The following is a 22556-nucleotide window of genomic DNA, read 5'->3' as shown; positions in this document are numbered from 1 at the left end:
GAAGGGATGACTTTTTCCCGCGACGCGGTCGAGGAGATCGCGGCCGCGCTCGCGGCCAATGGCCTGATCCTTCGCGGCGGTTTCAGCTTCGGCGACGACGAAGTGGCGCCAGCCGGACCTTCTGGCGCTCCAACCAGATCGGTGCTGCTGGTCGGGCAGGCCGGCGCGGCGCCCTGGCCGCATTTCCAGCGCTGGCTGGAACGGCAGGCGAGGGACATCGCCAATCCGCTCGACAGCTGGTCGCGCGAGGTGATCGGCGCAGTCGCCCAGGAATTCGGCGCCCGCGCCGTGTCGCCTTCCGACCGGCCCTATCTGCCGTTCCAGCAATGGGCGATGCGGGCGGAGGGGCTGAAGCCGTCGCCGCTCGGCATCCTCATGCATCCAACCTATGGACTTTGGCATGCCTATCGCGGCGCATTGCTGTTCGAGGACGAGCTCTCTCTTCCCGAAGTTCATGAAGCGATTCATCATTGCGACACCTGTGTCGAAAAACCCTGCCTGAAATCCTGTCCGGTCGATGCCTACTCGACGGAAGGTTTCGCGTACCAGGCTTGCTTGGCGCATGTGCGGGGGGCGGATGGCAAGGCCTGCCGGAACGGCGGCTGCCTCGACCGTAACGCCTGTCCGTATGGCGCTGAATATCGCTATGCGGCCGATGTTCAGGCTTTCCATATGGCTGCGTTCGCCGGGGCGTAAGCATTCTTCCGAACCGCACGGAAACTTGACCACGATTGAGATGTCGTGGCTTGCCCGGACGGGCGGCGCAGATATCTATCGCCTGACAACCGGCGGAGCGTGCAAGTGACGAAGCAGGACCTCGAGATCAAGACCCAGGACGGCACGGCGAAGGCTCGGCTGTTTCGTCCAGCCGCGCCGGCCAAGGCCGGCGTCATCCTCTACATGGACATTTTCGGTCCGCGTCCAGTGCTCGACCAGATGGCCGAGCGCCTCGCGGAGCATGGCTATGCCGTGCTGGTGCCTGATCTCTTTTACCGCTATGCGCCCTACGGCCCGTTCGATCCCAAAACCGCCTTCGCCGAGGAAAAGACCAAGGCCCTGCTGTTGATGCTGAGCGGCGGCACGACGCAGGGCATGACCATCCGCGACGGCAGCGCCTTCCTCGACGCGCTCACGGCCGAAGGCATTGACGGGCCGGTCGGCGTCGTCGGCTATTGCATGGGCGGCGCGCGGGCGCTGAACGCGGCGGCGACCCATCCCGACCGCATCGTCGCGGCGGCGAGCTTCCACGGCGGCAATCTGGCCAGCGATGCGCCCGACAGTCCGCACCGCAAGGCTGCCTCGATCAAGGCGCGCGTCTATGTCGGGGTTGCCGGCGTCGACCGCAGCTTCCCGCCGGAGCAGTCGGCGCGGCTGGCGGAAGCCCTGCGCGTGGCCGAAGTCGACCACACGATCGAGAATTATGTCGGCGTCGGCCATGGCTGGTGCATCAAGGATCACAGCGTCTATGACGAGGCGGGTGCCGAGAGGCATTGGAAGCGGTTGACGACGTTCTTCAAAGAGACGTTGGGCTGAGTTTCGGTCTCGGATTGTAATGCGCGTGGCCTAGTACGAGCCTTCGAATGCCTGCGCGGCCCCTCATCCGCCCTTCGGGCACCTTCTCCCCGTTGAACGGGGAGAAGGAAAAGGCGCTGCTGCAAAAAAATCTTTTCATCGCCCCAAGGATTGGTCATTAGCCTTCGTCCAACAGGCAAATGACGGCGATGATGCTGGACGACAGCGAAGCCTCCGATGCCGAATTGATCGGGTGGGCGAGGGGCGGAGACAGGGGGGCTTTCGGCAAACTGCTCGAAAGGCACTATGGCTTCGTCTATCGCGCCGCCTATCGCTGGTGCGGCCGCAAGGCCGACGCCGAGGACATCGCCCAGGATGTCTGCGTGCGGCTCGGCCGCGCGATCCGTGATTACCAAGGCAGTGGCGCCTTCACGACATGGCTCTATGCCATGACGCTGAACGCGGCCCGCGACATGCTGCGCAAGCGCGCCCGCGACACCGCCAAGACCGATGCCTATGGCGCCTATGCGCTGATCGCGGGCGAAGCACCGGTCGAGGCCGGCGATCCGGCCGAAGCGCTGTGGGCGGCGGTGCGGATGCTGCCGGACAAGCAGCGCGACGCGGTGTTGCTCGTCTATGGTGAAGGTCTCAACCACGCGGCGGCGGCGGAGGTGATGGCGATCTCGGAGGCGACGGTTTCCTGGCACATCCATGAAGCGAAGAAACGGCTGAAGGTGCTGATGCGTTCAGCCGGGGAAGTGTGACCATGGTCGACGACAACGAACTCGAAAGGCTGCGCGATCTCGCGATACCGGCGCCTGACCGCGAGGCGAAGGCGCGCGCGCTCGCCGCCGCGATGCAGGCCTTCGACATGGACGAAAAAATTTCGCCGATCCCCCAAGGAACGCCCGCAGGCCTTCGTCTCACGGAGCGAGCAAGAAAGCTCTGGAGAGACATCATGCAAAAGAAACTCATCGCCACGCCGGCCATCACCGCGCTGGTCGCGCTGCCTATCGCCGGCTATGCCGCTTTCGAGATGCTGAAGGAACAGCCGCCGTTAACTGGCGGCAATAACGGCAAGGTCACCGAGACGGTGGCCGACAAGCCGGTGGCGCAAAAGCCCGCGCCGGAGCAGCCGGCGATCAACGAGCCGCTGGCGGCTGCGCCAGCGAAAGAGAAGAAGACCGACGCGGACGCCGAGACCCGGGCCAATTCACAGATGGCACCGGCAACGCCGACCAAGCCGGCAGCCGAGGTCGACAGCCTGCTCAAGCAGGAAGCTGCGCCGGAGGCCAGGCCCGCGCCCGCCGAGAGCGGCCGGCTCGCCGCCGGCGGCAAGGCTGGTTCGCCGGGCCGGGTGATGATGCAGTTTTCGCCGCCGTCAAAAGATGAGGCCGCGAGGGCCGACCAGGCGCCGGCAGGCAGCGCGGCCGCCATTCCGGCGCCTCCGCCCGCCGTTGCCGATTCCAAGCTGATGGTGCAGCCCGCGCCCATGCCGGCCGACCAGATGCGTCCGCAGGAGGAAAACCGCGATCGCATCGAGGCCTTCAAGACCAACCCGGTGCATGAGACGGCGCAGGATCCAGTCTCAACCTTCTCGATCGATGTCGACACGGCATCCTATTCCTTCGTGCGGCGCTCGCTGAAGGAAGGCACTCTGCCCGAGCCGGATACGGTGCGCGTCGAGGAGATGATCAACTACTTCCCTTACGACTGGAAGGGTCCGGATTCGGCGTCAACGCCATTCAACTCGACCGTCACCGTGATGCCGACGCCGTGGAACGAGCACACCAAGCTCATGCATGTCGCGATCAAGGGTTTCGACGTGAAGCCGGCCGAGCAGCCCAAGGCCAATCTGGTTTTCCTGATCGACGTCTCGGGCTCGATGGACGAGCCGGACAAGCTGCCGCTGCTCAAATCGGCCTTCCGGATGCTGGTCGGCAAGTTGAAGGCGGACGACACGGTCTCGATCGTCACCTATGCGGGCAATGCCGGCACGGTGCTGATGCCGACCAAGGCGGTGGAAAAGCAGAAGATCCTTGCAGCCATAGACAATCTTGAGCCCGGCGGCTCGACGGCCGGCGAGGAAGGCATTCGCGAAGCCTACAAGCTTGCCCAACAATCCTTCGTCAAGGATGGCGTCAACCGGGTCATGCTTGCCACCGATGGCGACTTCAATGTCGGCCAGACCAGCGATGACGATCTCAAGCAACTGATCGAGAAGGAGCGCAAGACCGGCGTGTTCCTGTCGGTGTTCGGCTTCGGGCACGACAATCTCAACGACCAGATGATGCAGACCATCGCCCAGAACGGCAACGGCACGGCCGCCTATATCGATACGCTCGCCGAGGCGCAGAAGGTGCTGGTCGACGATGCTTCCTCGACGCTGTTCCCCATTGCCAAGGACGTCAAGATCCAGGTCGAGTTCAACCCAGCCACAGTTTCGGAATATCGGCTGGTCGGCTACGAGACCCGGGCCTTGAAACGCGAGGATTTCAACAATGACCGCGTCGATGCCGGCGATATCGGCTCGGGCCATTCGGTGACGGCGGTCTACGAGATCACGCCGAAAGGGAGCGGCGGCGAGCAGGTCGATCCGCTGCGCTACGGCCAGGCCAAGGTCGACAATGGCGGCGTCGCCAATGCCGACGAATATGCCTTCGTCAAGATCCGCTACAAGCTGCCGAACGAGAACGTCTCGAAGCTGATCACCACGCCGGTGACACCGGCCAACGAGGTCAAGTCCTTCGACGAGGCCGGCGCCGACCAGCGCTTCTCGGTCGCGGTCGCGGCCTTCGGGCAGAAGCTGCGCGACGAGGACCAGACGGCGAATTTCGGCTATGACCGGATCGCGGAGATTGCCAATGCCGCGCGCGGCGCCGATCCGTTCGGCTACAGGGCGGAATTCCTGTCCTTGGTGCGCCTGGCCTCATCGTTGGATAGCAACAAGTAGAGCTGAAGGGCGGGATCGAATGGCGAAGGCCGGCGGGACAAATCCCGCCGGCCTTCCGATTGTTAAATTGCGTGGCTTTTCCGGAACCTCGTCGCAATTAACTTTTGTTAGTTCGTGCTGATAGCGTTTTGAGGGATCAGCAGTGCATATCACGACAATCGGCAGTGCGAACGCCACGGTGGCCAATGCACCGGTGCGGGGATCGTCCGCGGCTTCGGCGGAATCCGCGCGGATCAGGAGCGATGTCGATGCGGCCCGCAACACGGCGCGTTCGGCGCTCAACAACGACCGGTTTCGCGTGATGCTGGAACAGATCAGCGATCCGGGCGCATCGGGCGCGCTGGCGACGATGAACTCCGACAGCCAGAACGTCGTCGATTTCAATACGGCGCAGTCGCGCTACGCCGAAAACAGCAATTAACCGGGGCCTGTCAGACGCGGCTGCGCCTGCGCTCGCGACGGCCTTCGCCCGCATCACCGGAGCTTGCCGTCTTGTTGCGCATCGGGCCAATGCGCTCGACGATCGTCTCGACGGTCGGGCGCGTCGACTTGGTGTGCGCGTCGAGCGCCTTGCGCATGGCGGCGAGATGGGCGAACGACGTGCCGCAGCAGCCGCCGACGATCTTGGCGCCGGCATCGACCGCCAGCCGCACATAATCGGACATCAGTTCCGGTGTGCCGGAATAGTGGATCTCGCTGCCGCGGAATTCCGGGATGCCGCAATTGCCCTTGACGATCACGGTGGCCCCCGGCTTCGCCTCGGTCATGTCAAGCAGCGAAGCGAGGATATCGGAAGCGCCGACGCCGCAATTGGCGCCGACGCCCAGCGGTGCCTGCGACAGGCCGTCGGCGACGGCGTGGATGTCCTTCGGCAGCAGGCCCATCATGGTGCGGCCGGCCGTGTCGAAGGACCCGGTATAGGTATAGGGCAGACCGACGCGGATGGCGGCCTCGGCCGCGGCGCGGATCTCGTCGGGCGCCGACATCGTCTCGATCCAGGCGACTTCGGCGCCGCCGGCCTTGAGACCCTCGATCTGCTCGGCAAAGGCATTTACGGCGTCGTCATAGGTCAGCGCGCCGAGCGGCACCAGCAATTCGCCGGTCGGGCCGACGGAGCCGGCGACGATGACCTCGCGGCCGGCCTTGTCGGCGACGGATCGGGCAATCTCGGCGGCACGCTTGTTCAGCTCGTGCACGCGGTCCTGCGCGTGATGCAGCTTGAGCCGGTGACGGGTGCCGCCGAAGGAGTTGGTGAGGATGATATCGGCGCCGGCGTCGACGAAGTTCTGATGCAGGCTGGCAATGGTCTCGGGCGCCGTCTCGTTGAGCAGCTCCGGCGCTTCGCCGGCGGGCAGACCCATCGCGAACAGATTGGTGCCGGTGGCGCCGTCGGCCAAAAGCACGCCCTTTTCGGCAAGCAATGCGTCAATGGGATTGGTCGCGGTCATGGCTTTAGCTTTCGTGTTCGAATTCAAATAACGATATAAAGAAGTCTTTATATCCAGTCAACGAGCTTGCAGCTGGAAGGCTTCACGAAACCGGAGCGATCTCGACCTCGATCTCGGTGCAGACGCCGCCATTGGTCGGATGGTGATCGACGGAGCAAGCGGTGACGACAAGCAGGAGGTCCTGTTCGGCGCGCAACGTGACGTAACCGCCCGGCGGATTGATCGAGGCTTCCACCACCAAAGTCCCGTCAGGCTGCGGCAAGGAGTTCTGGAACAGGTCGACCGGGTCGGGCGCGAAGGGCAGGTCGATGCCTTCCGCGGCAAGCGCGCTCATCAGATTGTCGCGGCAGTTCGGGTGGCCGGGCAGGCCGGCGCGTTCGTAGAGCGCGCTGTCGCAGGCCGGGTAGAGCATGTCGTGCGGTCCGGGCGAGGCATCCTCGACCAGCGTCAGCATGACCTTGCCGGCGGCGCTGTAGAAATGGTCACCGGGTTTCGGGAACAGCCGCTCGGTGATGTCGCGGGTCTGCGACGTGCTCAGCCAGTCGAGCCTGTCTTCGGTCGAGAAGGCCCAGAGGTCGGAAACCTGCTGACCCTTGGGATCGATGATGCGGATGAGATCGCCGCGCCTGACGCGCATAGAACGGCCCGACTGGGGAGGGACAACGATGTGACGCGGTTCTTGCATGGGTTTCCCTGGAATGATGGGCGGCGCCTAGGCCGGCCGCCAAGGTGATATGGAGGCAGGCGATCAGACAGAGCCTGATGGGAAAGTCATTGCGGCCAGTTTCTGCGTGAAGCTTGCCGCCTCATGCGCGTTGATGTCGGCGGCGCGGATCAGATTGTCGAAATGGCTGGTGAGCGTGCGGATCGGCTGGGTCGCGCTCAGCACGATATACATGTCGCCGACATAGATCGCGGCGCGATAGGGGCCGAAGATCGTGTAAGGGATCGAGTAGCGCATGCGCCCGTCATAGAGGAACAGGCGGAAGGTCGGGTAAAGGTCGTCGAGCAGCGCCGCCATGTGCAGCAATTGCTTGCGCCGTTCGGCCTCCGGAAAGCGATCCCAGACGCCCAGGCCGCGCGCGAAGATCTCCAGCGTGTGGCGCGGCATGCAGACCTCCATGTCGGTCTCCGGCCGCCTTGTGTAGTCGATGCGGTACTGCGTTTCGCCGGCCTGCGCCTCACGGTTCTTGTTGGAGATGCCGGCCTCATAGTCGATCAGCGCCTCGGTGCGCAGAAGGTCGGGAATGCCGGCGGGCACATAGCGGATCTTGGTGCCGGCGGCCTCGGCATGCCATTTGGCGAGCAGCGTGCGGTCGAAGCCGTCCGGCGCTTCCTCGATCTCCAGGCTCTCGCGGATTTCGCCGGTCACGCCTTCGTCGTGGCTCAAGCCCAGCAGCCAGTCGAGCGACACCTTGAACTCGGCGGCGATGTTGAGCAGCGTCTCGGCGCGCGGCAGGCGCGTCGAGGCGCCGGACAGCAGTTGCGACAGCGCCGAACGGTCGATACCGACCGCCGTCGCGAAGGCCGACTGGTTCAGGTCGGACCGTGTCAAGAGCAATTTCAGCCGCTCCCGGAAGATCGTCGACAGATCTCGCTTGTCCATCAGACCGCTCCTGCGTGCGAGAGGATAAATTTGCGCCGGAGCCGATGTGAACGTGGCTCAGGCGGAAATGAATCCCCATATTTGTTTACAATGTATAACATCTGCCGCCAAAAATGCGCATTCGCAACAGTTTGTGCGCTTTGTCGCGTTGATGTAACGGCAGGCTCCTGACACAATGCTGTCAGGAATCGAGGGGTTCCGGCGACTGGAAGGCAGTGGTCGATAGCATGGCAAGCATGAATACCGGCATGAACAAGAGACGCAGCAACGCGCCGGCAATCGAATGGCCGACGGTATTCCTCGCACTCTTCTGCTACGGCGCATGGTTCGCGATCGGCTTGTTGCTCTGGCCATCCTACCCCTTGATCGCTTTGATCGCCCTGGCGCTGATCCTCGCCCTGCAATCGTCGCTGATGCATGAGGTGCTGCATGGCCACCCGACCCGCAGCGCCAGGATCAACGAAGCCTTCGTCTTCCTGCCGATCGGTCTGGTCTGGCCGTTCCGGCGCTTCAAGGCCATCCACCTTCGCCACCATGCCGATGAGCGGCTGACCGATCCGCTGGACGACCCCGAGAGCTATTACCAGGCGCTCTGGATGCATGAGGAACTGCCGCCGGCGATGAAGTTCCTGCTCAAGGTCAACAACACCATGCTCGGCCGCTTCATCCTCGGGCCGTGGCTGTCGTCGGTCGGCTTCTTCATCGACGACGCCAGGCAGATCGCCGCCGGCGACAAGGCGATCCGCAGGGCCTGGTTTCTGCATGCCATCGGCATTGCCGTCGTGGCGCCGATCGTGACCTTCGGCTTCGGCATTCCGCTCTGGCTCTATGTGCTGGTGCCGGTCTGGCTCGGACAGTCGCTGATTTCGGTGCGCACCTATGCCGAGCATCAGTGGTCCGAGCATCCGGAAGGGCGCACCATCATCGTCGAACGCTCGCCGCTGTCCTTCCTGTTCCTCAACAACAACCTGCATTTCGTGCACCACAAGAGCCCGACGGTTGCCTGGTACAGATTGCCCAAGCTGTTTCGCGACCGACGCGAAGAATGGCTGCGGATGAACAATGGCTATGTCTATCCGAACTATCTGGCGCTGATCAAATCCTATGCCTTCAAGGCCAAGGAGCCGGTCATCCATCCGGTGCTGCGTCGCACGCCGGAGCCGGGCCGCGCCTTCAAGCCGCGCGTCAGGGCGCGCAATGTCAGCGGGCTCGGCACAGCGCCGGTTCCGGCCGAGCCGCCGAAAGAGTAATTTCGACTTTCCGCGACCGCTTTTTTCGCGGCGGAACGCAGGCGCCGAAGATCGCCTGCCTTTGAAAGCTATTCGACATGAGCAAGTTCGTTGCGGCTCTGCCGATGTATGACTGGCCTGAGGCCCGTGGTGAGATCGACGCGCAATGGGCGCGGTTGCGTGACGCCTTCCGGCAAAGGGGCATCGATGCGCCGGATGCAGTCATACGCAGCAATCGCGAACTGCCGGCTGTGCCCGGCGGCATTCGCGATGGCGCCGGAAAACCGGTCGCGCCCGATCCGGCGACGCTGCCCCCGAACGAACTTGATTTTCACCAGCTCTGGCTGAGCCCGGCGCTGCTCTTCGCCCAGACCTGTTGGGGGCCGATGGAACTTGGCTTGGCGAAGCATGTGCAGGTGGTCGCCCAGCCAAATTACGACGCCTATGAAGGCGGGCAGGGCGAGCTCTATTCCAGCGCGCTGGTGATGGCTGTGGACGGCGGACCGTCGGTCGCCTCGCCGGCGGACGGCAAGGCCCTCATCCCGATCGATCTCATTCGCGCCAAGCGCTTCACCTTCAACAATCCGGACTCGATGTCCGGACTGATCGGGCTGACGCGCGACCTCGAGGCGATGGGCGAAAGCCTTGATATCTTCGCTTCACGCGGCGAGAGCGGCGGCCACCGGTCGTCGATCGTGGCGGTCGCGGAAGGCAGGGCCGATATCGCGGCAATCGACTGCGAAAGCTGGGCGCTGGCGCAGCATTTCGAGCCGGCCGCGAAAGGCGTGAAGGTGGTTGGCTGGACGGCACGGCGCAAGGGCCTGCCTTACATCACCGCAAGGACGACGCCGGAAAAAATCATTGCCGCGATGCGCGACGCCGTCGTGGCTGTCGAACGCGGGTCAGAGCAGCCGCTCGTCCAGCGGGTAGGCTGAAAGCTTCTCGTTGCCGGTCTCGGTGATCAGGATCTGCTCCTCGATCTTGACACCCTCGCGCCCACCAAGCCTGCCGATATAGCTTTCGACGCAAAGCACCATGCCTGGCTCGAGCGTGCCATCCGGCGTATCATCGGTCCAATCGCCGGCATGCGGCAACGTCGGATATTCGTCGGCCAGCCCGACACCATGATAGAGCACGCCGTAGCGCGTCGGATAGCAATCGCCCGGCGGCACCGCCGAGCGCTCGACGAGATCGCGGAAGGAGATGCCCGGCCGCATCAGATCCGTGTTGTGGGCGATCTGATCGGCGGCGATGCGGAAAAGATCGCGCTGCTCGTTCGACGGTTGCCTGTCGCCGCAAAGCCATGTGCGCGAAAGATCGGCGCAGAAACCGTAGGGACCGATCAGGTCCGTGTCGAAAGCGACGAGGTCGCCATTCTCGATGACGCGCGAGGAGCACTCCTGGAACCAGGGATTGGTGCGCGGGCCGGACGACAGAAGCCGCGTTTCGATCCACTCGCCGCCGCGCGCGATGTTGCCGCGATGGAGTTCCGCCCAGAGCTCGTTTTCGGAGATGCCGGGCTTGAGCACAGCTTCCATCTCGCTCATCGCCGCCTCGCAAGCGACAATGGCGCGGCGCATGGCGAGGATCTCGTCCGGCGATTTGATGAGCCGCGCACTCTCCATCACCGCCTCGCCATTGCCGACGGAAATGCTGCGGCGGGCGAGTTCCTCGACGCCTTCCGGATTGATGTGGTCGACGGCAATGCGGCGATTGTCGCCGCCATGCGCGGCAACGAGCTCGGCGATACCGGCGCCCCAGCGCCGGACCTTCTGCTCGGTGAGCTCGCCGCTGTAGAGATACATCCACGACACCGCGGGGCGCACCTCGTCGACGACACCCGAATGGTCGGACAGGTGCTCGCAGGAGAAATAATCGAACAGCACCACGGGACCCTCGGTGGCGACGAAGCAGTGGCGGGTCGGATTGTGTGCGACCCAGAGCTGCATGTTGGTCGAGTCTGTCGCGTAACGGATGTTGACCGGGTCGTAGAGCAGGGCGCCGGCATAGTCGCGGCGCTTCAGCTCGGCGCGGATGCGCTCCAGCCGGTATCTGCGCATTTCGGCCAGGTCGGGCGCGGCGATGCCTGCCGCCGCCCATTCCGCTTCGGCTGTCGCGCCATAGCCCAGCACATGCTGGTTGAGCGCGGCCGCTTTCTCGCGGGAGGCCTCGCGCAGCGCTTCGATGGAGCCGGGTTCGAAGGGCATGATCTTGCGATGGCGGCCAAAGCCTAGCTTGTCCATTCGTCCCCCTGAAACCTACTGCACGGCCTTCTTGAGAAGTTTGGTGATGGTCACCTTGCGCGGCGGGAAGCCGAGCGCCTGCGGCACTTCGATCGTGCGGTGCACGGTGTCCATTGCGTAACCGGCCCTCGCCAGCTCTTCGAAGACATCCGAGGACGATTCCCTGTCGTCGGTCAGGACAAGCACCGCCGGCTCGCGGATCGACCGGGCGAAGTCGGGTGTCTCGTCATCGAGCGCGATGAGATCGGCATCGACCAGGCGCAGATTGCCGACCCAGAACCAGCTCGAGACCACGGTCTTGACCGGTCCGTCGGCGTTGATCTGGTCGTAAAGCGACCGGTAATCCATGCGCACGATACTGCCGCGGCCGTCGCCGCCCTCAAGGTGCATGTACCAGCTCAGCGGCAGCACAAGGACGGCAAGGAGAGCGCCGACGAAGACGATGGTGGCTTGCATCTCTCGGCCCCTCTGGCCCATGGCGTCGAAGCGCATGGCAAGGGCCGCGGGCAACAGGACGAAGATGGGCAGCATCCAGCGGTCGCGAAACTGGGTGATGCCGGCCGCCAGCACGATGACGACCGTGACCACAAGACCAAGGACGATCGTCCGCCACAACAGCTTCTCCGGCCACCTTACAGCTTCTGACGGCTCCGTCCGTTTTCTCCTCGCCAGGACATAGGCGAGGGCAAAAATCACGACCGGCAATCCGGCGAAATTGACGATCGCATTGGCCAACCTGCGGATGCCGAGAAGTGCCGTCTTTGCGACGCTGCCGCCTTCGGCGACGCCCAAGCCGCCTTGGTGCGCGAGCAGATCTTCCAGATGCGTCAGGCTCCAATAAAGCGTCGGCAGGCAGGCAAGGACCGCTACTATCACGCTGATTGCGAAACGGCGGTCGAAGATCGCCTCACGCGTCTCGCGAACCGAGAGGGATGCCAGGAACAAGGCGGCAAGGAAGATGACGATGTTGTATTTCGACAGCATCGCGGCTGCCGTCGCCAAGCCGAAGAACGCATAGGCAATTGCCGATCGCCGCTTCTCCACCTCGACCAGCGCCAGAAGCAACACCGAGGTGAAGCAGAATATGGCGACCGAGTGGGTGAGCGCGTGCTGCATCTCCCAGAAGATCTGGGGAAACAGAAGCAATCCGAACATGCCGGCGGCAGCGGCGCGGTTCGAGTAGCCGAGGCGGCGTATGGCGGTGAAATATGCGGCCAGCCCCGCGGCCAGCAAGCCGTATTTGACGATCTTGAGGGCAAGGACGCTGGTTCCGACCACCGAGGCCGCAAGCATCGCCAGCCATGTGTATAGAGGCGGCTGCGAACTGCCGTAGCCGGCGGCGAGGAAGCGCATTTCCATCAACTGCTCGGAATCGTCGACGCCGACGCCGGTGCCCGCAAAATGGGACAGCAGCGCCATCACGACGATCTGGGTCAGGCAGTAGAGGAGGGCGAGCGCGACCGCGGCGCTGAAGGAACCGACCCGTTCATCGCAGAGCCAATCGGTCCATTTCTCAAGCTGCCGCAAGGGGGGTGGTCTTCTCATGCTGATGCGCCGGTAGCGGGCTTAACCATGCCATGGCGACCGGCGCAATCCAACAAATCCGGGTGGTCAGGTCCGCATCTTTTCACCGCTTGGGTCGAAGGGCGGCTCGACATTGATGCGTGCCGGGCGGCGATGACCGAGGATCTCGATCTCGAACAGGCCGGCGCTTTCGTCCTCGGCAAGCGCGGCCGGCACATAGCCCTGCGCCATCGACTTCTGCACGTAATGGGCATAGCCGCCCGAGGTGACCCAGCCGACGACGCGCCATTCGCCATCGACGATGCCGCGCACGGCGGAAGCGCCTTCGGCGGCCTTCGATCCGCGCACTTCCTTGCCCGTCTCGTCGAAACGCGGCGCGCCGTAGCCATGCGGCTTCTCGACCGTGCCGTAGTCCTTGCCGACCTTGGCCCAGATCGGCTCGTCGCCCATCACGTCGGCATCGATGGCATCGACGATGAAGGAAACGCGGCGCAGCTTCGGACCCTCGGCATGCTCCTTGGCCGAGGCCTCGCGGCCGATGAAGTCGTTCTTCTCAAGCTTGATGAAGCGATCCATCGAGCCTTCGAACGGTCCGTAGATGGGACGCAGCTCACGGAACCAGGTCGGGAAGTTCTTTTCCAGGCGCATGGAGAGCAGCGCGCGCATGCCGAAATCGACGATGCCGAACTCGGCACCGGCGTCCTTGATCGCCTTGTAGACGAGGCGCTGATAGGCGGGCGCCATCCAGATCTCGTAGCCGAGGTCGCCGGTATAGGTGATGCGGTTGACCATACAGGGCGCGCCGCCGACGGCCATCTCGCGGAAATCCATGAAGCGGAACGCCTTGGTGGAGACGTCGACATCGACCAGTTTTTGCAGGAGATCGCGCGATTTCGGCCCGGCGATGGAGAGGCCGACCAGCGTCTGGTCGAACCGGTGGATGCGCACCTCCGATGCCCTTGGGCCGTCCTTCGGCAGGTGCTTCTCGAACCAGCGCATATGATATTTCTGCGCGGCCGACGAGCCCCAGATCATGAAGCGGTCCTCGCCGGTCTTGGCGATGGTGAAGTCGCCGATCAGCTTGCCGAACTCGTTGACCATCGGGGTGAGCACGATGCGGCCAACTTTAGGCATGCGGTTGGTCATCAGCCGGTTGAGGAAATCCTCCGCACCCGGACCGGACACTTCGTATTTGGCGAAGTTGGCGATCTCGGTGACGCCGACCTTGTCACGGGTAGCGCGCACTTCCTCGCCGACCGGGCCGAAGTCGTTGGAGCGGTGGAAGGAAACGATGTCCTTGGGTTCCGTACCCTTCGGCGCGAACCAGAGCGGCGTCTCGAGGCCCCACGAATCGCCCATGACGGCGTTGTTGGCTAGCATGGTGTCGTAGAGCGGCGTCGTCTGCGCCGGGCGTGCGGCCGGAAGCTCTTCGTTCGGGAAGCGGATCGAGAAACGGCGCGAATAATTCTCGCGCACCTTGGCGTTGGTGTAGCGCAGCGTCGCCCATTCGCCGAAGCGGGCGACGTCCATGCCCCAGACGTCGAAGCCCGGATCGCCATGCACCATCCAGTTCGACAGCGCGAGGCCGACGCCACCGCCCTGGCTGAAACCGGCCATGACGGCGCAGGCGCACCAGAAATTGGTCAGGCCCTGGACCGGGCCGACCAGCGGGTTGCCGTCGAGCGCGAAGGTGAAGGGGCCGTTGATGATCTGCTTGATCCCGGCCTTCTCGATGCCGGGGAAATGCTTGAAGCCGATCTCCAGCGACGGCGCGATGCGGTCGATGTCGGGCTGCAGAAGCTCATGACCGAAATCCCACGGCGTGTTGACCGGCGACCACGGCTTGCAGGCCTTCTCATAGGTGCCGAGCAGGATGCCGTTGCGCTCCTGGCGGGTGTAGATCTCGCCCTTGAAGTCGAGCACGCCGATCATCTCGCGGCCGGTCGACTTGTTGAATTCCTCGACCTCCGGCATCGGCTCGGTGAGCAGGTACATATGCTCCATGGCCAGCACCGGCAGCTCGACGCCGACCATGCGGCCGATCTCGCGCGCCCACAGGCCGCCGCAGTTGACGACATGCTCGGCGTGAACGGTGCCCTGCTCGGTGACGACGTTCCAGGTGCCGTCGGGCTGCTGCGTCAGGTCGACGACGCGGTTGCGCAGCACGATCTCGGCGCCGAGCTTCTTGGCAGCCTTCGAATAGGCGATGGTCGTGCCGGACGGATCGAGATGGCCTTCGACCGGATCCCACATGGCGCCGACGAAATTCTTCTCGTCCATCAGCGGGAACATGGCCTTCGCTTCCGAAGGCGTGATGAGCTCGGTGTCCATGCCGAGATAGCGGCCCTTGGCATGCGCGAGGCGCAGGAAGTCCATGCGCTCGGGGGTATCGGCCATCATGACGCCGCCGGTGAGATGCAGCGAGCAGGATTGGCCCGAGAGTTCCTCGATCTCCTTGTAGAGCTGCACCGTATAGGCCTGCAGCTTGGCGACGTTCGGGTCGCCGTTGAGCGTATGGAAGCCGCCCGCCGCGTGCCAGGACGAGCCAGAGGTGAGCTCCGAGCGCTCGATCAGCATGATGTCGGTCCAGCCGGCCTTGGCGAGGTGGTAGAGCACCGAACAGCCGACGACACCGCCGCCGATGACAACCGCTTTTACGTGGGATTTCATGAAGATAGGTCCGTTTTTACAGAGACTGGGTTTTAAGAGGCTGAATTAAGTGGACGAGGCGTAAAAACAAAGCGCAGATCGGCCACTGCGATGTTCTCGGCCAGTTTGCCATCAAGCGCCGCAAGGATCGTTTCACAGACGGAAGCGCGGTATTTCAGGACATCGTGGTTCCAGAACCGCAAGATCGAGTAACCCTGAGCCTGCATGAAGTCGTCGCGGCGCCGGTCGTATGAGCTGTCGGCGTGTTGGGATCCATCGACCTCCACGACGAGCCAACGCTCGCGGCAAGCGAAGTCTGCGAAGAACGGTCCGATGGAAAACTGTCGAGTGAAGCGGTAGCCGCCGAGCTTGCGAGCCTTCAGTTCAAGCCAAAGCAATGCTTCCGCCTGATTGCCGGCTTGCCTGAGATTTCTTGCTCGCTCAGTCGTGCCTTGTTTGCGGCGGCTTCGCGTGTCGCGGAGGGCTTCCCCCACTCCGTCGCCGCTTCGCGGCGCCACCTCTCCCCCCTCCGGAGGGAGAGGAAGGGAGCTGGCTGGAATCGCCTCGCGCCTTTCCTCTCCCCCGTCGATCGGGGGAGAGGTGTCGAGCAAAGCTCGACGGAGTGGGGGTCGACTGTGTACCAAAGCCGCTTGATTTTCTACTTGCTGGGTCGCGTCCGGTTTGCAGCGACTACGCGTCTCGCGGAGGGCTTCCCCCACTCCGTCGCCGCTTTGCGGCGCCACCTCTCCCCCCTCCGGAGGGAGAGGAAGGGAGCTGGCTGGAATCGCCTCGCGCCTTTCCTCTCCCCCGTCGATCGGGGGAGAGGTGTCGAGCGAAGCTCGACGGAGTGGGGGTCGACTATTCATCCTCAACACAGATGATCAGAAATCCGTTGGCGCGCCGCCTTCGGCGCGGCGCTTCTCGACGAAGTCGTTGAGCTCCTCGCGGATGGCCGGATCCATATACGGCTCCTCGTAGGAGGCAAGGCGCTCCTTCCAGACCTTGTTGGTGCGTTCCATCGCCGTCGGAGAGCCTGCCTCGGTCCAGGTCTCGAAGTTGCGCCAGTCGGAGACGATCGGAGAATAGAAGGCGGTCTTGTAGCGCTCCTGCGTGTGCTGGGTGCCGAAGAAATGGCCGCCGGGGCCTACCGACTGGATGGCGTCGAAGCCGAGCGCATCCTCGGAAAGATCGAGCGGGGTGAGGAATTCGGCCACCATCTGCAGAAGGTCGATGTCGAGGATGGTCTTCTCGTAGGAGCAGCGCAGGCCGCCTTCCAGCCAGCCGGCGCCGTGCATCATCAGATTGCCGCCGCCCTGGATGGCGCCCCAGAGCGAGAACACGCTTTCATAGGCGGCCTGCGCGTCGACCGTGTTGGCGGCGCAGGTGTTGGAGGTGCGGTAAGGGATATTATAGCGGCGGGCAAGCTGGCCACCGACGAGCTGCGCCTTCATATATTCGGGCGTGCCGAAGGCCGGCGCACCGGATTTCATGTCGACATTCGAGGTGAAACCGCCATAGCCGACCGGCGCACCCTTCTTCACCATCTGCGCGAAGGCGATGCCGGAAAGCGCCTCGGCGTTCTGCTGCACCAGCGCGCCGGCGACGGTGACAGGCGCCATGGCGCCCGATAAGGTGAACGGCGTGACGATCACCGCCTGGCCCATGCTCGCCATCTGGATGATGCCTTCCATCATCGGCACGTCGAGCTTGAGCGGCGAGTTGGTGTTGATGATGGTGAAGACCGAGGGTTCGGCCATCAGCTGCTCGCGGCTGATGCCGCGGGCGATGCGGGTGATCTCGATGCCGTCGACATTGCGCTCCTTGCCGAGCGAATAGATGTGGAAGACCTTGTCGGTCAGCATGGCGAGGTCGCGGATGCATTCCAGGTGCCGGACCGACGGGTGGATGTCGATCGGCTCGACCGGATAGCCGCCGGTGCAGTGCAGGATGTTGTGCATCTGCGCCAGGCGCAGGAAATTGCGGTAGTCGGCCTGGTTGCCGGGTCGGCGGCCGCGATCGAGGTCGGAGCAGTTCGGCGCCGAAGCCATCATCGACAGGATGACGTTGTTGCCGCCGAAACGCAGATTGTGCGCCGGGTTGCGGGCATGCAGGGTAAATTCCGACGGGCAGTGCGAGACAAGCTCGAGGATCACGTCGCTGTCGAAGCGCACGCGCTCCGAGCCTTCGCGCACATCAGCGCCATGCGCCTTCATGATGCGGCGGGCTTCCTCGTGCAGGACGTCGACGCCGATCTCCTTCAGCACGCGCAGCGAGGCGAGGTGGATCGATTCCAGTTCGTCGTCGGACACCAGCTTGGTCGGCGTCAGCGGGTTCTTCAACTGCCGGAAGGCAGGCTGCTCGAAGGCGGCCGAGCCGCCGGCGCGCTTGCCCGCGCGGCCGCCACGGCGGGCGCGATCGGTTGCCAGTGCGGGCTCGGCAGGATGAAGGGCAGCGGTCATGAGGAGCCTCGTGAAAATGCGAAATTGGCCGGCATAATGGACCGCCGGCAATGCCGCCGGTGAGGAGGCGGCGACCACTAGGGCGAGGGAAGCGACATGACGGAAGGGGAGCTTGCTGGCTCGCCGAATTGCTTCCGCTGAGGCATCAGAGCGGCTTTCGCCGCTGATATGGGTGCTGTGATTGTTCAACCGCGAGCTACAATGACCGCTTCCGCCCAGACCGCTGGAGATCGAACGCAATGGGCGGCCCTTGCCGGCGTCACGGCCGCGCTCGCCATGTTCGGTGCCGCGCAGGGTTTGAGCTCGCCCCTCTTCACCTTGCTGATGCAAAAGCAGGGTTTCTCGCCGGGGCTGATCGGTCTTTCCGCGGCCATGATGCCGGTCGGGTTGATCCTGTCGGCTTCCTTCGTGCCGGCGGCCGTGCGGCTGGCCGGCGCGCGGAACCTGGCGGTCGGCTGCTCGCTGATCGGCGCCCTGTGCTTCCTGGCCATCTTCTACCTGCAGAACTGGGTGGCTTGGTACGTCGTCCGCTTCATCATCGGCGTGGTCATCAACCCGCTCTATGTGCTTGGCGAGGTCTGGGCGCTGTCGCTGGCGCCGCCATCGCGGCGCGGGCGCGTGATGGGCGTGTTCAACACGCTGATGGGCGCCGGCTACGCGGCCGGGCCGTTTACCCTGACCCTGGTCGGAACCACCGGCTGGGCTCCGTTCAGCGTCGGGATTGCCGGCTTCACCCTTTGCGCGATCATTCTGCGGCTCGTCTCCTCGAAGCTCACCGGTTTCGAGGATGACGGGCAGCCCGCCGGAAGCTTTTTCGGTTTCGCCAGGCTGGCGCCGGCGCTGCTTCTGGCCGTGCTGGTGTCTGCCGCCGTGCAACAAAGCACCTACGCATTGGTGCCCGTCTTCGGTGCTGGCTATGGATTGCCCGAGGCGATGCTTGCCGCCCTGGTGATGATGCTCTCCTTGGGCAACATCGTGCTGCAGATCCCGCTCGGCCTGCTCGCCGAACGCTTCGGCGGACGGCCGATGATCCTCTTCTGCGCAATGGCGACGACGGTTTGCGCGATCCTGTTGCCGCTCTTGATCACCACGCCGCTGATCTGGGGCGTGCTTCTGGTGATGGGCGCGGTCGGCTACGGCGTCTATACGATGGCGCTGGTCGAGCTCGGCAGCCGCTTCAAGGGCTCGCTGCTGGTCACCGGCAATGCGGCCTTCGCGCTGCTGTGGGGCGTAGGCGGCATCGTCGGCCCGCCCGGCGCCGGAGCCCTGATGCAGGCGATCGGGCCGCTCGGGCTGCCCGCCGTTATCATCGGGCTCGATGTGCTGCTGGTGGCGTTCGCCTTGTATCGCTCCCTGCAACGCAAGCGTACCTGACAGGGTTTGGCTGGAATATCCGCTTTCGTCTCCAGTGGGCCTTACGACACCCGGCCACAACGGCTAAGCCTCCGGGCGGTTGGAGGAGGACCGATGGCTCTGGCTGAGCGCGACGAGACGGTGCAATGGGCCGCGATCACCGGCGTGATCGCGACCGTTTCGGTGTTCGCTATCGCGCAAGGGCTTTCCTATCCGCTGCTCAGCTTCATCCTGCAGCGGCAAGGCGTTTCGCCGGCGGTGATCGGGCTGTCGGCGGCTATGACGCCGGTCGGCTTCATCATGTCCTCGCCGCTGATCCCGGGACTGGCGCGCCGCTTCGGGGCAGGGCGCACCGCGCTGACCTGCGCCGCGCTCTCGGCGTTGGTGCTGGCGCTGATCGGCTGGACGCAGGATGTCTATCTGTGGTTTCCGCTGCGCTTCCTGATCGGCGTGGTCACCAACCCGCTTTATGTGTTGAGCGAAATCTGGGTGATCGCGCTTGCGCCGCCGTCGCGCCGCGGCCGCGTCATGGGCATCTATTCGACCATCATCTCGGCCGGCTTCGCGGCCGGGCCGCTCTGCCTGCTTGCCGTCGGCACCGAAGGCTGGCCGCCTTTCTTGGTCGGCATCCTTGCTTTTGTCTTCTGCGGGGCCTGCCTGGCCGTGGTGCTGAAGCGGCTGCCGAAGGTCGACGAGGCCGAAAACAAGGTTTCGGTGCTGGGCTTCATACCGATGGCCTGGCTGCTCATGTCGGCGGTGATCGTCGCGGCAGGTTTCGAGCAGGCGATCCTGGCGCTGCTGCCGGTCTATGGAACGCACCACGGCATTGCCGAGGCGCGCATGTCGGCGCTGTTGTCGGTGATGATCGCCGGCAACATCGCCATGCAGATGCCGCTCGGCCTGCTTGCCGAAAGGCTGACGGCGCGCCTGGTGCGCTTCGGCTGTGTGGCCGTGACCATCCTCGGCTGCGTGCTTTTGCCGGCGCTGATCGAGACGCCGCTGATCTGGGTCTGTGTCTTTGTCTGGGGCGCGGTTTCCTACGGCATCTACACAATGTCGATCATCGAGCTCGGCGAGCGCTTCACCGGCTCGGCGCTGGTCGCCGGCAATGCGGCCTTCTCGCTGATGTGGGGCCTTGGCGGCATCATCGTGCCGCCGCTGACCGGCAGCGTGATGGATGTCATCGGCGCCGCCGGCCTCCCGCTGACGTTGGGTGCGATCTGCGCGGCGCTGGCGGCGGCCACCGTCGCGCGCAGGCGGGTTTTGTAATCGATCCCGCCACGGCTCTTGAATATAGACGCAGCGAACGCGATGTAGGCGGAGCCGTCAGATGGAGATCCGCATGACCAGCACGATGACCAAAACCCAGCCCGAATTGACGGCTGACGATCCGTTCCTGTGGCTGGAAGATCGCAACGGCAAGGAGGCGCTGGACTGGGTTCATCGCCAGAATGCGCTGACGGCCGCCGAACTGCAGGGCGATCCTTCCTATCAGGCAACCTTCGAGACCGCGCTCGACCTGATGACGGCCGAGGACAATATCGCGGTCGGGGCCGCACTTGCCGGTTACGTCTATAATTTCTGGCAGGACAAGACCAATGCGCTGGGCCTGTGGCGGCGCACGCCTGTCGCTTCCTACAAGACCGACAAGCCGGAATGGGAGACGATCATCGATTTCGACCAGCTCTCGGTGAAGGAAGGCATCAAATGGGTGTTTGGCGGTGCCAGCCGGCTCTATCCGGATTTCAACCGCTGCCTGCTCTACATGTCGCCCGATGGCGGCGATGCCAGCGAGATGCGCGAATTCGACATCGCGACGAAGTCCTTTGTCGAGGACGGTTTCCGAGCGCCGGCCTCCAAGTCTGGGTTTTCATGGCTGGACAAGGATACCGTCATCGTCTCGGCAGCTTTCGCGGAAGACGACAAGACTCAGTCCGGCTATCCGCGCATCATAAAACTCTGGCGGCGCGGCACGAAGCTGGAGGATGCGACGCCGATCTTCGAAGGCGAGAAGCAGCATCTCGCGGTCGGCGGTGGCGTGGAATATGACGGCGACAAGCGGCATGTGCTGCTCGGCAAGACGCTCGACTTCTTCACCTCGCATAGCTTCCTGCGGCTGACTTCGGGCGAGAACCGGCGCATTCCGCTGCCGGACGACGCTACCGACACGGCGGTCTTCAAGGGCCAACTGATCTTCGGTGTGCGCAGCCCCTGGACGGCGCCAGACGGCACGCAATGCCTGCCCGATGGGCTTTACTCCCTCGATTTCGACCGCTGGATCGAGAGCGGCGCGTTCGGTCCGTTCCAGACCGTGCTTGCGCCGGCACGTCGCGTCTCGATCGCCGGGCTCGCCAGGACCAAGGACCGGCTGTTCATCAACCTGATGGACAATGTGCGCGGCAAGGTCATCGCCTGCGACCGCACCGCCGATGGTTGGTCGCTGAAAAAGATCGCGCTGCCCGACAATGGTAATGTCGGCATCAGCCATGTCGAGCATTTCGGTTCGAGCGTCTCCTTCTCCTTCACCGATTTCCTGACGCCGAGCTCTATCATCTGGTCGGATGACAATGGCGAGACGCTGCAGACGGTGAAATCGCAGCCGGCGCGCTTCAACGCCTCGCCCTATGTTTCGGAGCAGTTCGAGGCGCGGTCGAAGGACGGGACGATGATCCCGTATTTCGTCGTGCGGCGCCGCGACCAGAAAGGGCCGGTGCCGGCGCTGCTCTACGGCTATGGCGGCTTTGAAGTGCCGCTGCTGCCGGGCTATGCCGGCATTCGCGGCAAGCTCTGGCTGGACAGGGGTAACGCCTATATCCAAGCCAACATCCGTGGCGGTGGCGAGTTCGGTCCGGCCTGGCACCAGGCGGCGCTCAAGGGCAAGCGCCAGAACGCCTTCGACGATTTCGCGGCGGTGGCCGAGGATGTGGTCAAGCGCGGCATCACCACGGCGGCGCAGCTCGGCATCCAGGGCGGCTCGAATGGCGGCCTGCTCACCGGCACGTCGCTGACGCAGCGGCCGGAGCTGTTCGGCGCCGTCATCATCGACGTGCCGCTGCTCGACATGCTGCGCTACACCGAACTGCCGCCCGGCGCTTCCTGGATCGCCGAATATGGCGACCCGTCGAAGCCGGAGGAGGCGGCCTGGCTCGGCGCCTATTCGCCGTACCAGCATGTCGCGGCCGACACCGCCTATCCGCCCGTGCTGCTGATGACCTCGACCGCCGACGACCGCGTCCATCCCGGGCATGCCCGCAAGATGGCGGCGCGGCTGCAGGAGACAGGTCACGACCGGACGCTGTTCTTCGAGGAAACCGAAGGCGGCCATGGCGGACGCGGCGACCGCCGGCCGCAAGCGGCGCAGACGGCGATGCGCTATATGTTCCTGCAGCGTGCGCTTGGCGGCGTCGCCTGACGGCTTGAATTTTAGGGCTCGGGCGGCATAAGCTGCCGCCATGATCCGCTTCAGCACATCAGGCGCCTTCGGGGTCGCGGTGACGCCGTCACCGCGCACGCTGCGCGCCGAGCTTTTGCGGCTGTGCGCCCGCATCGGCTATTCGCCGCCTGCCTTCCTCTGACGAAT

At 64.2% G+C, this 22556-nt stretch carries 19 protein-coding genes; 11 read left to right on the top strand and 8 right to left on the bottom strand.

All coding sequences use genetic code 11. From position 1 onward, the window contains the following. The first annotated feature begins 6 nt into the window (after positions 1 to 6). From RFM41_RS16520 to RFM41_RS16500, 5 genes are all read left to right on the top strand, one after another. Complete coding sequence (locus tag RFM41_RS16520) at positions 7 to 696, top strand: 4Fe-4S dicluster domain-containing protein (protein WP_320248379.1); 690 nt, start codon at positions 7 to 9, stop codon at positions 694 to 696. Between the two features lie 105 nt (positions 697 to 801). Further along, positions 802 to 1533 carry a dienelactone hydrolase family protein gene (locus RFM41_RS16515; RefSeq protein WP_320248381.1) on the top strand — a complete coding sequence of 244 codons (732 nt, stop codon included), beginning with the start codon at positions 802 to 804 and terminating at the stop codon, positions 1531 to 1533. A 179-nt stretch (positions 1534 to 1712) separates the two neighbouring features. Next, a complete protein-coding gene (locus RFM41_RS16510; RefSeq protein WP_320248383.1) occupies positions 1713 to 2276 on the top strand; it encodes an RNA polymerase sigma factor in 564 nt (187 codons plus the stop codon). Between the two features lie 2 nt (positions 2277 to 2278). Then, a complete protein-coding gene (locus RFM41_RS16505; RefSeq protein ID WP_320248385.1) occupies positions 2279 to 4465 on the top strand; it encodes a vWA domain-containing protein in 2187 nt (728 codons plus the stop codon). Between the two features lie 142 nt (positions 4466 to 4607). Continuing rightward, the gene (locus RFM41_RS16500; RefSeq protein WP_320248387.1) at positions 4608 to 4886 is read left to right on the top strand and encodes a hypothetical protein; all 279 of its coding nucleotides are present in this window, start codon (positions 4608 to 4610) and stop codon (positions 4884 to 4886) included. Positions 4887 to 4896: 10 nt separating this feature from the next. Here the strand turns inward: RFM41_RS16500 and bmt are convergent, their stop codons facing one another. The 3 genes from bmt to RFM41_RS16485 form a co-directional block, all read right to left on the bottom strand. Continuing rightward, complete coding sequence (bmt, locus tag RFM41_RS16495) at positions 4897 to 5913, bottom strand: betaine--homocysteine S-methyltransferase (RefSeq protein ID WP_320248389.1); 1017 nt, start codon at positions 5911 to 5913, stop codon at positions 4897 to 4899. An 82-nt stretch (positions 5914 to 5995) separates the two neighbouring features. Further along, positions 5996 to 6598: a DUF1989 domain-containing protein gene (locus RFM41_RS16490; protein WP_320248391.1), complete on the bottom strand. Its 603-nt coding sequence runs from the start codon at positions 6596 to 6598 to the stop codon at positions 5996 to 5998. A gap of 63 nt (positions 6599 to 6661) precedes the next feature. Then, the gene (locus tag RFM41_RS16485; protein WP_320248393.1) at positions 6662 to 7519 is read right to left on the bottom strand and encodes a helix-turn-helix domain-containing protein; all 858 of its coding nucleotides are present in this window, start codon (positions 7517 to 7519) and stop codon (positions 6662 to 6664) included. 248 nt (positions 7520 to 7767) lie between these two features. On the opposite strand from RFM41_RS16485, the gene RFM41_RS16480 reads away from it, so the two are divergent. Both RFM41_RS16480 and RFM41_RS16475 read left to right on the top strand, forming a co-directional pair. Then, positions 7768 to 8769: a fatty acid desaturase gene (locus RFM41_RS16480; protein ID WP_320248395.1), complete on the top strand. Its 1002-nt coding sequence runs from the start codon at positions 7768 to 7770 to the stop codon at positions 8767 to 8769. A gap of 77 nt (positions 8770 to 8846) precedes the next feature. Further along, positions 8847 to 9683 carry a phosphate/phosphite/phosphonate ABC transporter substrate-binding protein gene (locus tag RFM41_RS16475; protein WP_320248396.1) on the top strand — a complete coding sequence of 279 codons (837 nt, stop codon included), beginning with the start codon at positions 8847 to 8849 and terminating at the stop codon, positions 9681 to 9683. Here RFM41_RS16475 and RFM41_RS16470 read toward each other — a convergent pair. The 5 genes from RFM41_RS16470 to RFM41_RS16450 form a co-directional block, all read right to left on the bottom strand. Then, the gene (locus tag RFM41_RS16470) at positions 9651 to 10991 is read right to left on the bottom strand and encodes a M24 family metallopeptidase (RefSeq protein ID WP_320248397.1); all 1341 of its coding nucleotides are present in this window, start codon (positions 10989 to 10991) and stop codon (positions 9651 to 9653) included. The two genes, RFM41_RS16475 and RFM41_RS16470, sit on opposite strands and share 33 nt — an antisense overlap. 15 nt (positions 10992 to 11006) lie before the next feature. Continuing rightward, on the bottom strand, positions 11007 to 12536 hold the full coding sequence (locus RFM41_RS16465) for an ArnT family glycosyltransferase (RefSeq protein ID WP_320248398.1): 1530 nt from the start codon (positions 12534 to 12536) through the stop codon (positions 11007 to 11009). A 66-nt stretch (positions 12537 to 12602) separates the two neighbouring features. Continuing rightward, the gene (locus RFM41_RS16460; RefSeq protein ID WP_320248400.1) at positions 12603 to 15185 is read right to left on the bottom strand and encodes a GcvT family protein; all 2583 of its coding nucleotides are present in this window, start codon (positions 15183 to 15185) and stop codon (positions 12603 to 12605) included. Between the two features lie 32 nt (positions 15186 to 15217). Beyond that, the gene (locus tag RFM41_RS16455) at positions 15218 to 15658 is read right to left on the bottom strand and encodes an endonuclease domain-containing protein (RefSeq protein WP_320248402.1); all 441 of its coding nucleotides are present in this window, start codon (positions 15656 to 15658) and stop codon (positions 15218 to 15220) included. Between the two features lie 387 nt (positions 15659 to 16045). Next, positions 16046 to 17623, bottom strand: a complete 1578-nt coding sequence (locus RFM41_RS16450; protein ID WP_320248403.1) for a trimethylamine methyltransferase family protein — start codon at positions 17621 to 17623, stop codon at positions 16046 to 16048. 201 nt (positions 17624 to 17824) lie between these two features. Between RFM41_RS16450 and RFM41_RS16445 the strand changes: the two genes are divergently transcribed. The 4 genes from RFM41_RS16445 (at position 17825) to RFM41_RS16430 (ending at position 22551) form a co-directional block, all read left to right on the top strand. Continuing rightward, on the top strand, positions 17825 to 18997 hold the full coding sequence (locus RFM41_RS16445; RefSeq protein ID WP_320248404.1) for an MFS transporter: 1173 nt from the start codon (positions 17825 to 17827) through the stop codon (positions 18995 to 18997). A gap of 93 nt (positions 18998 to 19090) precedes the next feature. Beyond that, positions 19091 to 20245: an MFS transporter gene (locus RFM41_RS16440; RefSeq protein WP_320248405.1), complete on the top strand. Its 1155-nt coding sequence runs from the start codon at positions 19091 to 19093 to the stop codon at positions 20243 to 20245. 73 nt (positions 20246 to 20318) lie between these two features. Continuing rightward, the gene (locus RFM41_RS16435) at positions 20319 to 22388 is read left to right on the top strand and encodes a prolyl oligopeptidase family serine peptidase (protein ID WP_320248407.1); all 2070 of its coding nucleotides are present in this window, start codon (positions 20319 to 20321) and stop codon (positions 22386 to 22388) included. Between the two features lie 40 nt (positions 22389 to 22428). Beyond that, on the top strand, positions 22429 to 22551 hold the full coding sequence (locus tag RFM41_RS16430; RefSeq protein ID WP_041003987.1) for a hypothetical protein: 123 nt from the start codon (positions 22429 to 22431) through the stop codon (positions 22549 to 22551). Positions 22552 to 22556 lie beyond the last annotated feature (5 nt).

The organism is Mesorhizobium vachelliae (assembly GCF_033977325.1).
Classification (GTDB): domain Bacteria; phylum Pseudomonadota; class Alphaproteobacteria; order Rhizobiales; family Rhizobiaceae; genus Mesorhizobium; species Mesorhizobium vachelliae.
Note: the sequence above shows the minus strand (reverse complement) of the source record. Positions and strands in the feature narration are given on the sequence as shown.

What these genes read in the sequence shown, in the direction of transcription:
- RFM41_RS16490 (WP_320248391.1), bottom strand. Translation starts at nt 6,598, where the DNA reads ATGCAAGAACCGCGTCACATCGTTGTCCCTCCCCAGTCGGGCCGTTCT.
- RFM41_RS16435 (WP_320248407.1), top strand. Translation starts at nt 20,319, where the DNA reads ATGACCAGCACGATGACCAAAACCCAGCCCGAATTGACGGCTGACGAT.
- RFM41_RS16440 (WP_320248405.1), top strand. Translation starts at nt 19,091, where the DNA reads ATGGCTCTGGCTGAGCGCGACGAGACGGTGCAATGGGCCGCGATCACC.
- RFM41_RS16520 (WP_320248379.1), top strand. Translation starts at nt 7, where the DNA reads ATGACTTTTTCCCGCGACGCGGTCGAGGAGATCGCGGCCGCGCTCGCG.
- RFM41_RS16450 (WP_320248403.1), bottom strand. Translation starts at nt 17,623, where the DNA reads ATGACCGCTGCCCTTCATCCTGCCGAGCCCGCACTGGCAACCGATCGC.
- RFM41_RS16470 (WP_320248397.1), bottom strand. Translation starts at nt 10,991, where the DNA reads ATGGACAAGCTAGGCTTTGGCCGCCATCGCAAGATCATGCCCTTCGAA.
- RFM41_RS16480 (WP_320248395.1), top strand. Translation starts at nt 7,768, where the DNA reads ATGAACAAGAGACGCAGCAACGCGCCGGCAATCGAATGGCCGACGGTA.
- RFM41_RS16445 (WP_320248404.1), top strand. Translation starts at nt 17,825, where the DNA reads ATGACCGCTTCCGCCCAGACCGCTGGAGATCGAACGCAATGGGCGGCC.
- RFM41_RS16510 (WP_320248383.1), top strand. Translation starts at nt 1,713, where the DNA reads ATGACGGCGATGATGCTGGACGACAGCGAAGCCTCCGATGCCGAATTG.
- bmt (WP_320248389.1), bottom strand. Translation starts at nt 5,913, where the DNA reads ATGACCGCGACCAATCCCATTGACGCATTGCTTGCCGAAAAGGGCGTG.
- RFM41_RS16505 (WP_320248385.1), top strand. Translation starts at nt 2,279, where the DNA reads ATGGTCGACGACAACGAACTCGAAAGGCTGCGCGATCTCGCGATACCG.
- RFM41_RS16485 (WP_320248393.1), bottom strand. Translation starts at nt 7,519, where the DNA reads ATGGACAAGCGAGATCTGTCGACGATCTTCCGGGAGCGGCTGAAATTG.
- RFM41_RS16475 (WP_320248396.1), top strand. Translation starts at nt 8,847, where the DNA reads ATGAGCAAGTTCGTTGCGGCTCTGCCGATGTATGACTGGCCTGAGGCC.
- RFM41_RS16460 (WP_320248400.1), bottom strand. Translation starts at nt 15,185, where the DNA reads ATGAAATCCCACGTAAAAGCGGTTGTCATCGGCGGCGGTGTCGTCGGC.
- RFM41_RS16430 (WP_041003987.1), top strand. Translation starts at nt 22,429, where the DNA reads ATGATCCGCTTCAGCACATCAGGCGCCTTCGGGGTCGCGGTGACGCCG.
- RFM41_RS16465 (WP_320248398.1), bottom strand. Translation starts at nt 12,536, where the DNA reads ATGAGAAGACCACCCCCCTTGCGGCAGCTTGAGAAATGGACCGATTGG.